Origin of the sequence: Flavobacterium sp. MDT1-60 (genome assembly GCF_014844035.1) — a bacterium.
Classification (GTDB): Bacteria; Bacteroidota; Bacteroidia; order Flavobacteriales; family Flavobacteriaceae; genus Flavobacterium.
Genome location: NZ_CP062159.1, coordinates 4,460,876 through 4,475,253, shown reverse-complemented (window position 1 = coordinate 4,475,253; position 14,378 = coordinate 4,460,876). Strand labels below are relative to the sequence as shown.

Here is a 14,378-nt window from a genome sequence, read left to right as displayed (position 1 = left end):
AAAATTTTTAATCTGATATTCGATATAATAAAATCTAACTTCAGGATTTTATTTTAATTTTTAATTGAGAAGAAAAGGTTTCATATTTTCTTCCGGAATAAACTGCACACGATAAGGCGGAATTTCAGACTCTAAAGCCCAAAGTAAAACTCCTTTTTTATTCGTTAAAACAGTAATATGTCTTTTTGAACAACAAACTAAGATGGCGTCTTTATCGATCATATAAGCACTTCCCATTCTGTCATTGTAAATGTCTTTGGGCAGATTGATATGAAAATCCAGTTTTGCTGTTTTACCTTTTTCATCTAGTTGAAGAGCAAAAACAGATGATTGTTTTTTATCTACACCATTATCAAAGAACATGAGGCTTCCATCTGCGTTAATATGTGCAGCATGAGCCTGAGAAAAATTAGTATCTGCAGCCATTTTCATATTGCCATCTTTTCCTAATTTCCAGATTACTTTTCCGGTTTTTGAATCTACTTTCCAAATCTGACCGTTATTGTAAAATGAAATTAAAAAGTTTCCATCTTTATCATAATTTAAACTGTTGGCATGTGTCCAGTCTTTTTTGGTTTTGAGTAAATTCTTATCTTTCATTGGATCTAAATCATCAAAAACACTCCATTTCCAAAGTTGTTTTCCTTTTTTATCCATAATTAGAATTCCGTCTCCGTTGATGGTATCTTGCTTTTTTCCTCCAATGGAAGTTAAATCGATTATTTTTTGGTCTACAGTAATAGTTACAATTTCGTTAGCCGATTTTTTGATAATTTCATGGTGAATAGTTTGTTTGAAATCGCCTTCACCTTTTTTAATATGGGTTAAAGTGTCACCTTGTAAATTGATTTCCAGGATTTCACTTCCGTAACTTGTTGGTTCGTCATTTTTTCCCAGAATGGAAATAATCGTTTGATCTTTTGTAAAATGAGCGACCTTAAATCCGGCTCCTTCAACAGTATGATACCATCTTAAGTTGCCTTTGTAATCAACAATATAAGCAACTCCCGGTGTTTCTCTTTTTGCTAAAAGCATGAAACCTTTTTTAAAATTTTGAGACAAAAGTTCCGGTTTTGGGCAATTTGCCTTAAAACGCTTTTGAAGCCATTCCGGTAAACTTCTGGACTTAAAATTATAAACTTTACTACTGTCTTTTTGCTGCCCCTGAATAGTAACCAATTGAAAATTATAATTCGTTTCAGGAGTAATATTGCAAAGTACCAAAGAGTGGGAGAGACCTGTTTTTGAAATAGGAGAATTTATTTTGCTTTTTATTCCTTTTTTTCAGCCCAATATTCGGCATATACCTGAACATTGTCACTCGTAGTAACATCGATTTGAATCTTCAATTCGTTGTTGCTATGTGTCCCAATATTGATATTTGTGATACGCGCCTTATTTTTAGAACAACCTGTCAACGCAAGCAATGCAAAAATAAAACTCCCTTTTACTATTATTTTTTTGATCATCTGAAACTCTTTTTATGAAACAGAAAAGTACTTATTTTGTTTAAAAATCAGGAATAGACAGACTCTTTTAACTATCTATTCCTGATTGAAACCTTTTATTATTGTCTGTCAGCGTTACTTAATTTTGGGTTAAGATCAACCTGACTTTGTGGGTATGTGTAATATTTATTTTGAGGTATTTTGATTAATGCAGCTTCACCAACTCTAAGATGATAAGCATTTACCAAAACATCATATTTGTTCATTCTGATCAAATCAGCACGACGTTTTCCTTCATAGAAAAATTCCCATCCTCTTTCCTGCAAAATTGCATCTCTTAAAGTAGCCTGAGTGTAATTAGCTAAAACTAATAATTTAGCATGCGATCTTCCTTTAACCTGATTGATAAGATTGATAGCCTCAGTGGTTGGGCCGCTGATTTCATTTAAAGCTTCAGCTCTGCTTAATAATACATCAGCATAACGAAGAATGTTTACACTATGACCATCATAATAGGTTGTAGTTTCATCATCAGCATATTTTCTTGTCGATACATCTTGCATGTAAAATTCGCCTGCAGGTGGCTCGGCACCCAATGAAGGTGCTTGTTTGTGTAATAGACCATCAACGCCTTTATATTCAGGAAAGAAGCATTCTTTTCTCTCATCTTCATTTCCAAAAGTATTGTAGAAATCCCAGTTTACCGTATAATACTGCCATCTGTTTTGAACAACCGGGTGATCAACTGGTCCAAAGTGGTTTAATAATTCAGTTCCGTTTGTATTGGCATCACTTAAGGAAGAAAAAATATTTTCATTACACCATTTGTTACTTTCTTTAAACAATCCTAAGTAAGAAGGATAAAGGCTGTATTCGTTTAGGTTCATTACCTGTTGTGTAAGCGCAACTACTTTTTGCCAATCGTGACTGCGTAAATATAATTTTGCCATTAAAGTAAGTGCAGCACCTTTTGTGGCGCGTCCTACATCATTAGTACCATAAATAGCATTATTTTTATAATTAACCGGTAATACATCAGCAGCTTCAGTCAATTCTTTAACCAAAAATGCATCAATTTCTTCTACAGATGAAGGCGGAGTCTGATCCAAATAACCTGGATTACCTAAGTTAGCTTCTGTAATTAAAACTACTGGTCCCCATGAATCTGTTAAATCCATATAAGCAGATGCTCTTAAAAATTTGGCTTCAGCTATAAATTGTGCTTTTTCTGCTGCTGTAATTCCAGACATTGGTACAATATTGAAAATAGCACTATTGGCGTTGGCAATCAACTTATACATGGCAAGCCAATCTTCTTTTAGTAATCCATTACTGGAATTCCACGTTCCTAATGACAATTGTCCAGGATCTCCGCCAAATTGGCAATGTCCTAAATCTGTTGCAATATCAGTCAAAGCAAAATGTCGTGTTGCCCAATAAGAGAAGTTATCGGTAACCGAAGGTCCTTTTAATCTGCCGTAAATAGAATTAACGGCTGCCATAGCATCTGACTTTGTTTGATACCCGTTGGTATTCGTCAAACTACTATAGACCGTTGGATCAAGATCCTGGTTGCACGAAAATTGTGCTCCGGCGGTAAGTATAAGTAATAATAATGTATATTTTTTCATTTCAATAAATTTAATGTTACTAAAAAAGCTTTTTAGATTAGTGAATTGCGACTTTTATTCCCAAGATAAATGTTCTTGAAGCCGGGAATGAGTTGAAATCGATTCCTCCTCCTAAATTGTTATTTGAGTGTCCATTTATTTCAGGATCATTTCCAGAATAGTCTGTGATAGTCAATAAATTTTGACCTATAGCATATAATCTGATACTGTCAATAAATTTGGCTTGTTTTAAAACACTTTCCGGAATAGAATATCCGATAGAAACATTTTTAAAACGTAGGTAAGAGGCTTCTTCAACAAATTTTGAATTCACATAACTACCATATTTACTTTTGTAATATCCATCTCTGGGTATATCAGTGTTTTCATTTGTACCAACTACCCAACGATTTAAAGCATCTGTACTTGTAGACGATTCACCAACCATTGCCGTCATATTATATACTGAATAATCAAAAGCGCCCTGGAAAAAGATATTTAGATCAAAATTTCCATATTTAAAATCATTATTAAATCCGGCAATATAATGTGGTATAGAATTACCTAAATAAGTTCTGTCATCAGCAGTGATTTTACCATCTCCGTTAACATCCTCGTATTTTGGATCTCCTGCCACAGATAATGGCTGAGCAGCATAAGTTTCTCCGGTTTTTATTACTCCGGCATATTTATATCCAAAAAGAACTCCCATTTCTTTTCCTGGTTCTAATCTTGTAAATTCCTGTCCGGAAACAGTTCCGCTTGGATTAGAAGTATTGGTACTAATGATTTTAACATTATCAGAAAGAGAAACTATTTCTTGTTTGTTATAAGCAACATTTAAGGAAGTTGTCCAGGTGAATTTATCATTTCTGTAATTAGTACTGCTAATTCCTAGTTCAATTCCCTGGTTTTTGATTACTCCAGAATTAACTCTTTGAGTACTAAAGCCCCACCATCCTCCAACTGGAACATTTAAAAGTGCATCTGTAGTTCTTTTTTCGTAAACATCAATAGTAGCAGAAAGTCGGTCATTAAAGAATCCCATGTCTAAACCGATGTCTGTTTGAGCAGTTTGTTCCCATTTTAAGTTAGGGTTTGCTAAGTTGGCCGGTTCAGTACCAGGAACAAAACTATCAGGAGCAAGTGAAACACCCCAGGAAGTCAATCGGTTCATGTAAGCATAATCTCCAATGCCATCTGCACCTGTAATACCATAACTTGCTCTTAATTTAAGTTCAGAAAAAGTATTTGAATTTTGCATAAACTGCTCATTAGATATTTTCCAGGCTACAGCCCCTGAAGGGAAAATTCCGTATCTGTTGTTTGGTCCAAAACGAGATGAACCGTCTCTTCTTAAAGTAAAAGAAGCTAAGTATTTATCATTGTAAGCATAATTTAACCTTCCAAAATAAGAAGTCAATTTAGTTTCCGTTTTCTCTGTTTCCGGTTTTAAATTAATCGCTGCACCCTGAAGATTGTAATAAGTCAGCAAATCGTTAGAAAAACCTGTACCTGCCGCTTTTACTCTTTCGTAAGTATCTTTTTGATTCGAAGTACCGATCATTGCTGTTATAGCATGTTCGTTAATATTAAATTTATAAGTCAAATATTGCTCTGTACTCCATCTAAAATAAGTTCTGTTTTCCTCAGATCCTGAGCCTTTTAAAGCAGCTCCAGCCACCAATGTACTAGGTGTATATTTTCCCTGAATAACTTCTTGCCATTCAGCACCTGCGCCAAAATGGTAAGTCAGCCCTTTAATAATTTCATAATCTAAGAACATATTTCCGTTTACCAATCTGTTGATTGTGTGATCAGTAGGCTCCAATAAAAGAGCTAAAGCATTGTCCTTTCCTTGATATTTATAGTAAGATCCATCAGCATTATAAATTGGGATAGAAGGTGGAGCAGTCTGAACAGAGAACATTGGTGATAAAATATTATCTCCAAAATCGCTGTTATTTCCTTCGCTTGAAGCACCATAAAAATTAGTACCCATATTTAATTTTTCATTAAATCTTTTCTCACCACCCATTCTCACGCTATATCTTTCAAAATCAGTATTTTCAATGGCTCCGGTTTGTTTGATGTAGTTTCCGGAAAGAAAAAATTTAGATGTTTTATCGCTTCCGCTAAAAGTAAGCGTTCTGTTCAATACTTCTCCTGGGCGCGTTGCTGCGTCAAACCAGTTAGTATTTGCAATTGGAAAACTTGCCGGGAAAACAGGTGGTCTTCCATTTTCTTTTGCAATTGTATTTTGAATATCAGCATATTGTTGCCCGTTTAGCAAAGATGGTTCTTTAATGATGTTTTGAAAACCATCAGAAATCTCTGCTTCAACCTGCATTTTTCCTAGTTTTCCTTTTTTGGTTGTAATTAAAATTACTCCATTTGCTCCTCTCGCACCATAGATAGCGGTAGAAGACGCATCTTTTAATACCTGAATATTTTCGATATCGTTTGGACTAATAGAAGCACCTGTACTTGTAATAAAACCATCAACAACATACAAAGGCGCATTAGAGTTGTTGATTGAGTTTCCTCCTCTAATTACAATTGATGGACTCGTTCCGGGAGCGTAACTGTTTTGTTGTACCTGAACTCCCGAAGCACGTCCTTGTAAAGCTTGTCCAACATTAGAAACGGTACCGCCTAAGTTTAGATTGTCTTTTCCAATTGAACTTACAGAACCGGTAAGATCTTTTTTCTTTGCTTTTCCGTATCCAACAACTACTTCGTCTAATTTTTGCCCTACTTCTTTCATGACAATTTTAAGCGGAGCGCCAGATATTGTAACTTCCTGATCTTCCATACCAATGTAAGTTACAATAAGTTTGGTTGCATTATCCGGTACAGTAATCGCAAAACTTCCATCAACATCAGTTTGAACACCTTTACTAGAGCCTTTAACTGTTACGTTTACACCAGGTAACGGCAGCCCGTTTTGATCTGTTACAGTACCTTTTACAGTTTTTTCAAAAAACAACACAGTATTGTTTTTGTGTGATGTATTTATCGTTGAAGCCGCAGAAGCTTGAAATGTGAAAACTAATAACGAAAGAACGGTTAGTTTGATTTCTTTTCCGGATAAATTGTTAATCCGAAAATCTCTTGGCTTTTTTTGGGTTAATAATTTCATACTTAAAATTGGTTTTGGTTAATGTTTAATTGTTTTTCTTGATTGTAAGTTTTAGATTTCTTTTTTGATTCAGGAATTCATTTTTGTTTTTCAATTTGACTTATTTCCTTTTGAAATATTCACTTCATTTTTTGATCTCAAAACGGGTTATTTTGTCCTTTTTTATTCTTTTTTAAGGCCTCAAAATCAGCTAAAATTTTACTGAATTAACTTAGTTTTAAGATTAATGTCTGACGAAACTATAGATTATATTTTTATAAAACAAGAAAAAACACAAAAAATGTGCTCGAACACACAAAATTTATGTTCTCGAGCACATAAAATTATGCGAAACGTTTTTTTTGACTTAAATGATGTGATTTTTACAATTATTTTTGGAATTAAAGGGACTTCTTTATTTGGTCTTTTTTTATGCGAAATTGCTGTTTAGATGAATTATAATTGATGCTTTTGTAAAATCTTATGAATTTCGCAATACAGGTATTAAATAGATATTAATTAAACAGGATTTTCTTATTGTTTTATTTAGTAAGAAAATCGCTTTTCGATGATTTTATTTTAATTAAGGAAAGGAGATTTTGTTCCTGATTTTTGAACTATATTGGTCATGTTAAAAACGACCTGTTTTCAATTCGGATTTCAGGGCATTTTAAGCTTTTCAAAAATTAGAAAATAATAAAATTTAAAAGTCAAAATTGTGAAAGAATATCAGGTTGTTTTAATTAATGAAAATCAGAAAAAAGATCTCGAAATTTTAGATGTTTCTTTTTGGGGAAAAGCAAATTGTTTAACTGATTTTTCTTCTCCATGGAAAAACGATCCAATGTCAAAAATTGAATTTCGGGCACTTCATGATTTAGAAAATTTCTATTTTAATTTTCAGGTTTTTGATACTGATATTTATATCGATGAAAAAGATGATAGTGTTGATAGTATAGGAAACTCAGATCGGGTAGAACTGTTTTTTAGAGCTAACGATTCTTTAAATCCTTATTATTGCCTTGAAATGGATACTGCAGCCAGAATAATGGATTTTGAGGCAAAGCCAAATAAGGAATTTGATTTTAATTGGAAGTGGCCCAAAGAACATATAGAAGTAAAATCTTCAAAAGGGAAGAATTCTTTTACTGTTGGAGGAACAATCAGTATTGCTTCTTTGAAAGAATTGAATTTAATTCAAAACAATATTATTGAAACCGGAGTTTATAGAGCTAAATTTTCTAAAGATGAAAATCAAAACTATCAGCCTACCTGGATTTCATGGGTAAATCCAAATACACCGGAACCCAATTTTCATATTGCTTCTTCTTTTGGGAAATTTATTTTGATGGAGTAGTTATAATTTGCCAGAAAGCCACTAAGTCACAAAGAAATACAAACTTAGCGCCTTTGTGTCTTTGTAGCAATTTTATTATGATACATAAAAGGAAGCGTTCTCAACATTAATAATATCTATTGGAAGCAAAATCGTTTCCGGTATTTCTTTTCGAAATAAAAAATGCTCCACTAAGGTGCTTACTCCTAAATAAGCCTGTCTCTTTTGATTTTGATGTATTAAAAAATGAACCAATCCCTGATTTAGGAAGTTTACATTTTTCTCAATTAAATCATAACCAATAAGTGCAATCTTTTTATTTTTTAGAGAAGATAAAACGGAGGCAATCTGATAGGCTTTAGAAGTTGTAATGAAAATGCCACGTAAATTTGGGTTTTCTTCTATAAATGCCGGAAACTTAGTTTCAATATTGGAGTATTTTAATTTTAAAGTGGTTAAAGAAAAATCAGACAGTTTTTTTTCATCAAAATAATTTCTAAATCCTTTTTCTTTCTCCTGCATGTGAACCGCATTTTTAAGACTTTCATCAATATGGATTATTGCAATTTGTCCCTCCGTCAGAATCAGGTTCATTAAACTAGCCGCCACACGACCACTTTTGTACAAATCTTGTCCAACAAAACTTTTAATAGACGAAGACTCAACCTGGTTGTTGAAAGTATTCACTATAATTTCCAATTCGTCGTATTGCTTAATAATTTCGAGCGTCTCTTTATGAAATAAAGGAGCAATTAAAACGGCATCTGGCGATCGTTCGATTATTTTAGTATTGGTACTTAAAAACGATTTAGTACTTTCAGGATTAAAAAAATAGGTTTCTATAATAACACTATAGGCTTTAAATTCTGTTATCGCATCCTGAATCCCGTTAACACATGGAAGCCAATAAGGGTCAATTTCAGGATCTGGAAGTAAAACACAAATGCGATAAACTTTAGTATTTTTTAAATTTCGGGCAATTAAGTTGGGTTCATAATTAATGACGTTTAAAACTTCATTGATTTTTTCCAATGCAGCAGGAGAAACCTTTCCTCTATTATGCAAAACACGATCAACAGTTCCTTTAGAAACTCCGGCCATTTTTGCAATATCCTTAATTGTATACTTTTTATCCATATAAGCAAATATAGAAACTTTGATTTAATTATAGTAAAATTTTTTAGGAGAATTGTATTGTGTGCTCGAGAACATTTATTTAGTGTGTTCGAGCACATTTTTTATTTTTTTCTTGTTTTATAAAAATATAATATATAGTTTCGTAGAATCAAAACCGAAATTATAAAATAAATTCATAACCAAATAATGTTGTAATTATTTGAATTACAATGTTTTAATGTAAAATTTTCAAGTGAGAAAAATTACTTCATTAGCCCCGGGCCGAACATGCCTCTTTGGAGATCATCAGGATTATTTAGGATTACCCGTTATAGCCTGTGCTATAAATCGAGATATAAAATTAATTGCTCAGGAAAATCAAACCAAAACGTTTGTTCTTAATATGATTGATATTAATGAAAAACGTGTGATAAATATTGATGCAACTTTCGAAAAATTGGAACCTCGTGATTATTTTGCTTCATCGCTTCGTGTTTTACGCAGACATGGTTGTGTACCAAAAATAGGATACGATATTACTATTACAGGAGATATTCCAATTAATTCGGGAACATCAAGTTCCTCGGCATTATTAATGGCATGGATTCAGTTCTTGATTACGGCCTTTGGAGTTGATGATGAAGTAACTCCAGAATTTATTGCCAAAATAGGATATGCTTCTGAGGTTTTAGAACATGGAGAACCAGGTGGAATGATGGATCATTTTAGTATTGGAGTAGGGAATATTGTGTATATTAATACAAAAGACCCTTTTTCGTATAAAATTATCGGAACCAATTTAAAAGGTTTGATTACCGGAGTTTCAGGTGTTCCTAAAGAAACCATTGGATTAATTGGTGAATTAAAAGGTAATGCTTTGATGGCAATTGATATTGTAAAACAGAATTTTCCAAATTTTGATTTGAATACTTCTGAAATTGAGGATATTGACCGATACAGAAATTGTTTGCCGGATCGATTGATTCCGTTTTTTGAAGCAGCTTTAAAAAATTATCATTATACCAAAGACGCTTTAAAAGAATTTGAAAAACCAGTTTTAGATCTTAAAAAAATTGGTGAATTAATGAATCAGCATCATGAAGTTTTGCGTGATTTACTAAAAATTACAGTGCCAAGAATTGATGATATGATCAACGCAGCTTTACGTGCAGGTGCATACGGAGCGAAAATTGTAGGGTCCGGTGGTGGTGGCAGTATCGTTGTAATTGCTGATCCTGAAAAAGAAAATTTGGTTATCGACGCTATTTTAAAAGCCGGAGCCCTGGAAGCTTATTCGGTTAGCGTAGATCCAGGAGTAAGAATTATTGAAAATATTGAAATTTAAGATATAAATATGCACAACAATTTAGTTATTCTTGCGGGTGGTGCATCCTCTCGTATGAAAAAAGAAGCCATTTTAGATAATTTATCTCCCGAGGAAATTGCACAGGCCAATGAAAGAAGTAAAGGTTTAATTGGCGTTGGAGCAAGCGGAAGACCTTTGCTGGATTATCTTTTATTGAATGCCAAAAAGGCAGGATATGTAAACATCTATATTATTATAGGAGAGCAAGGAGAGTTGTTTAAAGAATTTTATGGGAATCATAATGAAAACAACAATTTTCACGGGCTTAACATCTCATTTGCTGTTCAATACATTCCTGAAGGAAGAGTAAAACCTTTTGGTACTGCTGATGCTTTATTTCAGGCAGTTGAACAATTTCCTGAATTGAATACACAGGAATATTCTGTTTGTAATAGTGATAATTTGTATTCGGCGAAAGCTTTATTGGCACTGAGAGAAACACAAAGCCCAAATGCTTTTATTAGTTATGATCGTGATGCTTTGGAATTTCCGTCTGAAAGAATTTCGCGTTTTGCGATTGCCAAATTAGATCAAAATAATCAATTATTGGATATTTTAGAAAAACCTACAGCTGATGATTTAGAACATTATAAAGATGTAGAAGGAAAGATAAGAGTGAGTATGAATGCCTTCAAATTCAACGGAAGCACTTTGTATACGCATCTTAAAAATTGTCCCGTAAATCCGGAAAGAGATGAAAAAGAATTACCAACGGTGCTTTTAAATTCGGTTAAAGCTAACCCGAATACAACTGTGGGAATTCCGTTTTCTGAGCACGTTCCTGATTTAACGGCCAAGGAAGACATTGCAGATGTAAAAGAATACCTTAAAAAATACTATCCAGTGCTTGACTGGGAAGCTTAGCAAATATTAACAAAAAATTCATATCTATTTTAGGGATAAGTACAACTTATTACATTACTTTTGCATTGCAAAAAAAACGCAAAAATATGCGTAAAAAAGGCAATGCATTAAAAGTGTTGATACTAATTTTAGATTGAAAACCAAAAAATCTATTAACAATCAACCAAAAGTATTATGTCGAACATTGAAAATGTCATACAAGTAGAAAAAAGGAATGCAATTCTTCCGATGGTTATTCTGACCGCATTATTTTTCATTCTCGGATTTGTAACCTGGCTAAACGGACCTTTAATTCCATTTTTTGAATTGGCTTGCGAGCTTTCTTCTTCACAGGCTTACTTTGTAACTTTTGCCTTTTATATTGCTTATTTTGTAATGGCGGTCCCATCATCTTGGGTAATCGAAAAAGTAGGCTACAAAAACGGTATCTCTTTAGGATTATTAATCATCGCTTTAGGCGCATTTATGTTTTATCCAGCAGCAGAAAGCCGTACTTTTTTACTATTTTTGATAGCACTTTTTGTTATGGGAACAGGTTTGGCAATTTTGCAAACGGCTTCAAATCCTTATGTAGTAGTGATTGGCCCGAGAGAAAGTGCAGCAGCCCGAATTAGTGTTTTAGGAATTGCGAATAAATTGGCTGGTTTTGTAGCACCAATTATATTGACTGCATTGGTTTTGTCTAATATGCAGGAGTTTACAGCAGATAAGATCGCGATGCTGGATTCGGTTTCAAAATCAAATGCTTTAAATTCTCTTGCATTACAATTGCAAAGACCTTATCTTTATATGGGATTGATTATTATGGTGTTAGCTTTGTTGGTGAAGCTTTCCCCACTCCCTGAAATTGATTTGGATGAAGAAGGTAATATTTCAAATTTAAGCATTTTCAAACAAATTAAAAATGCATTCAGACGTCCTCAATTGGTTTTGGGAGTGATTACTTTAATGTTGTATTTGGCAGCCGAGGTTTTGGCTGGAGATTCAATTGGAGGCTTCGGAAAACAATTGGGAGTTTATGGAGACGAAGGAAATTTTTATTTAAAATTAACCTCTTTTACCATGTCAGCAATGGTTGTGGGATATATTTTAGGAATAACTTTAATACCAAAATATCTATCACAGGTAACAGCTTTAAAAGGATCTGGAATATTGGGAATCATTTTAGTTTTGGCAATTGTTATTATTTCACCTAAATTGATGATTCAATTACCTGGAATTCCAAATTTGCCAATTGTAATTCTTTTAGTAGCATTACTTGGTTTGGCAAATGCACTTTGCTGGCCAGCAATTTGGCCAATGGCATTAGAAGATTTGGGTGGTTATACTAAAATTGGAAGTGCCATTTTGATTATGGGAATTATTGGTGGTGCTATTTTTCCTTTATTATATGGATTAATCACAGAAACGATAAATACATCAAATATTACAGCAGGAACGCAAGACGCTTCAAGAAGTGGAAATCAGCTTGCGTATTTAATGTTATTGCCATCTTATATAATGATTCTTTTTTATGCTGTAAAAGGTCATAAATACCGAAAATGGTAGAATAAACCAGAGAAATTAAAAAAAACTATATCATGTTAAAAAGTATAATCGACAAAGCAACAGGATTCGAAAAACGATTCGAAAACATCAATACGGTTGTTTTTGAAAATTCTTCTGATGCTTCAAAAGCAGTTGCTCAGGAAATTGCGGCTTTAATTCTATCCAAACAAAAAGAAAATCAGCCTTGCATTTTGGGCCTTGCAACTGGTTCTTCTCCAAAAGGATTGTATGCTGAATTGGTTCGTTTGCATAAAGAAGAAGGATTGAGTTTTAAGAATGTAATCAGCTTTAATCTGGATGAATATTATCCGATGGAACCCAACTCAATTAACAGTTATGTTCGTTTCATGAAAGAATTGCTGTTTGACCATGTCGATATTTTACCGGAGAACTACCACGTCCCAGACGGACTTTTAACAAAAGAACAAATTGCTGATTACTGTCATGATTATGAAGCAAAAATTGAAGCTTTGGGTGGTATTGATTTGCAGATTTTAGGAATTGGAGGAAACGGGCATATCGGTTTTAACGAATCGGGTTCGCTTCAAAACTCAAAAACACGTTTAGTGGCATTGGATCATATTACAAGAGTTGCGGCAAGTAAAGATTTCTTTGGATTGAGCAATACGCCAAGAACAGCCATTACCCTTGGAGTAAAAAAAATCATGGAAGCCAAACAGGTTATTTTACTGGCCTGGGGAGAAGGAAAAGCCAATATTGTAAAAAAATCGGTAGAAGATGAGGTTACGAATCGCGTGCCAGCTTCCTTTTTACAGGAACATAATAATGCGGTTTTTGTTTTGGATAAAGAAGCTTCTTCAAAACTAACCAGAATCAATAAACCATGGCTGGTAGAAAAAGTAGTTTGGACAGATAAATTAACACGTAAAGCAGTTTTAGGATTGGCGCTTCAGCTTAAAAAACCAATTTTAATGCTTACTGATGCTGATTATATCGAACATGGGATGAGTGATTTATTGGCAGATTCAGGTCCGGCTTATGATATCAATATTAAAATCTTCAATAAACTTCAAAATACAATCACAGGCTGGCCGGGCGGAAAACCCAATGCAGACGATTCAAACCGTCCGGAAAGAGCTGAGCCGGCTAAAAAACGTGTTTTGATTTTCAGTCCGCATCCAGATGATGACATTATCAGTATGGGAGGAACCTTCATGCGTTTGCAGGAGCAGGGACATGAAGTGCATGTAGCCTATCAAACCTCTGGAAATATTGCTGTTGCGGATGATGAGGCGTTACGTTTTGCAAGATTCGTAATTGATTACAACGAGAAATTCGGAATCAAAAGTGCCGAGGCGGATAATATTTATCAAAAGGCGGCAACTTTTTTGACCAATAAAAAGAACAGTGAAATTGATATTCCGGAAGTGCGTTATATCAAAGGATTAATCAGAAAAGGAGAAGCAAGAGCAACAAGTCATTTTGTTGGTTTGACAGACGATCAGATTCATTTTATGGAATTGCCTTTTTATGAAACGGGAACAATTGAAAAGAAGCCAATCGGTCCGGAAGATATTCAATTGACAGTGGATTTAATTGAAAAAATCAAACCGCATCAAATCTACGCAGCAGGAGATTTAGCCGATCCACACGGAACACATAAAGTATGTCTGGATGCAATTTTTGAAGCTGTAAAAGTTTTAAAACCAAAATCGTTTATGGACGATTGTTGGTTATGGTTATACCGTGGAGCATGGCAGGAATGGGGAATTGACGAAGTCGAGATGGCAGTACCAATGAGCCCGGATCAGGTTTTGGCAAAACGACACGGAATCTTCAAACACCAGTCTCAAAAAGACGGAGTTGTTTTTCAGGGAACCGATGCAAGGGAATTTTGGCAAAGAGCCGAAGACAGAAATGCAGAAACAGCAGTTTTATACCAACAATTAGGTTTGGCAACTTATGCCGCTATGGAAGCTTTTGTAAGATGGCACTACTAAGTCTCAGT

10 protein-coding genes are annotated in these 14,378 nt (G+C 34.0%); 5 read left to right on the top strand and 5 right to left on the bottom strand.

Annotation, left to right across the window (positions count from 1 at the left end):
• Nucleotides 1-60 precede the first annotated feature (60 nt).
• The 4 genes from IHE43_RS18860 to IHE43_RS18850 all read right to left on the bottom strand — a co-directional run bounded on the left by IHE43_RS18860 (nt 61) and on the right by IHE43_RS18850 (nt 6,200).
• Nucleotides 61-1,224, bottom strand: a complete 1,164-nt coding sequence (locus tag IHE43_RS18860; protein ID WP_225585208.1) for an aryl-sulfate sulfotransferase — start codon at nt 1,222-1,224, stop codon at nt 61-63.
• Between the two features lie 47 nt (nt 1,225-1,271).
• Nucleotides 1,272-1,469, bottom strand: coding sequence for a hypothetical protein (locus IHE43_RS23725; RefSeq protein WP_225585207.1), 198 nt, complete (start codon nt 1,467-1,469; stop codon nt 1,272-1,274).
• A gap of 98 nt (nt 1,470-1,567) precedes the next feature.
• Nucleotides 1,568-3,079: a RagB/SusD family nutrient uptake outer membrane protein gene (locus tag IHE43_RS18855; RefSeq protein WP_192185335.1), complete on the bottom strand. Its 1,512-nt coding sequence runs from the start codon at nt 3,077-3,079 to the stop codon at nt 1,568-1,570.
• Between the two features lie 37 nt (nt 3,080-3,116).
• Nucleotides 3,117-6,200 carry a TonB-dependent receptor gene (locus IHE43_RS18850; protein WP_192185334.1) on the bottom strand — a complete coding sequence of 1,028 codons (3,084 nt, stop codon included), beginning with the start codon at nt 6,198-6,200 and terminating at the stop codon, nt 3,117-3,119.
• 697 nt (nt 6,201-6,897) lie between these two features.
• On the opposite strand from IHE43_RS18850, the gene IHE43_RS18845 reads away from it, so the two are divergent.
• Nucleotides 6,898-7,536 (top strand): sugar-binding protein, encoded by a 639-nt coding sequence (locus tag IHE43_RS18845; protein WP_192185333.1) that lies wholly within the window; start codon nt 6,898-6,900, stop codon nt 7,534-7,536.
• Nucleotides 7,537-7,611: 75 nt separating this feature from the next.
• Here IHE43_RS18845 and IHE43_RS18840 read toward each other — a convergent pair whose 3' ends face one another.
• Nucleotides 7,612-8,652, bottom strand: coding sequence for a LacI family DNA-binding transcriptional regulator (locus IHE43_RS18840; RefSeq protein ID WP_192185332.1), 1,041 nt, complete (start codon nt 8,650-8,652; stop codon nt 7,612-7,614).
• 232 nt (nt 8,653-8,884) lie between these two features.
• Between IHE43_RS18840 and IHE43_RS18835 the strand changes: the two genes are divergently transcribed.
• The 4 genes from IHE43_RS18835 to nagB all read left to right on the top strand — a co-directional run bounded on the left by IHE43_RS18835 (nt 8,885) and on the right by nagB (nt 14,370).
• Nucleotides 8,885-9,976, top strand: a complete 1,092-nt coding sequence (locus tag IHE43_RS18835; RefSeq protein ID WP_192185331.1) for a galactokinase family protein — start codon at nt 8,885-8,887, stop codon at nt 9,974-9,976.
• 9 nt (nt 9,977-9,985) lie between these two features.
• Entirely contained in the window at nt 9,986-10,861 is an 876-nt protein-coding gene (locus tag IHE43_RS18830) for a sugar phosphate nucleotidyltransferase (RefSeq protein ID WP_192185330.1), read from the top strand.
• 174 nt (nt 10,862-11,035) lie between these two features.
• On the top strand, nt 11,036-12,409 hold the full coding sequence (locus tag IHE43_RS18825; protein ID WP_192185329.1) for a sugar MFS transporter: 1,374 nt from the start codon (nt 11,036-11,038) through the stop codon (nt 12,407-12,409).
• 32 nt (nt 12,410-12,441) lie between these two features.
• Nucleotides 12,442-14,370 carry a glucosamine-6-phosphate deaminase gene (gene nagB, locus IHE43_RS18820; RefSeq protein WP_192185328.1) on the top strand — a complete coding sequence of 643 codons (1,929 nt, stop codon included), beginning with the start codon at nt 12,442-12,444 and terminating at the stop codon, nt 14,368-14,370.
• The last annotated feature ends 8 nt before the right edge of the window (nt 14,371-14,378 follow it).

Bases quoted from the DNA above. Each gene is read 5' to 3' on its own strand.
- IHE43_RS23725 (WP_225585207.1), bottom strand. From the start codon at position 1,469: ATGATCAAAAAAATAATAGTAAAAGGGAGTTTTATTTTTGCATTGCTT.
- IHE43_RS18855 (WP_192185335.1), bottom strand. From the start codon at position 3,079: ATGAAAAAATATACATTATTATTACTTATACTTACCGCCGGAGCACAA.
- IHE43_RS18850 (WP_192185334.1), bottom strand. From the start codon at position 6,200: ATGAAATTATTAACCCAAAAAAAGCCAAGAGATTTTCGGATTAACAAT.
- IHE43_RS18840 (WP_192185332.1), bottom strand. From the start codon at position 8,652: ATGGATAAAAAGTATACAATTAAGGATATTGCAAAAATGGCCGGAGTT.
- IHE43_RS18830 (WP_192185330.1), top strand. From the start codon at position 9,986: ATGCACAACAATTTAGTTATTCTTGCGGGTGGTGCATCCTCTCGTATG.
- IHE43_RS18825 (WP_192185329.1), top strand. From the start codon at position 11,036: ATGTCGAACATTGAAAATGTCATACAAGTAGAAAAAAGGAATGCAATT.
- nagB (WP_192185328.1), top strand. From the start codon at position 12,442: ATGTTAAAAAGTATAATCGACAAAGCAACAGGATTCGAAAAACGATTC.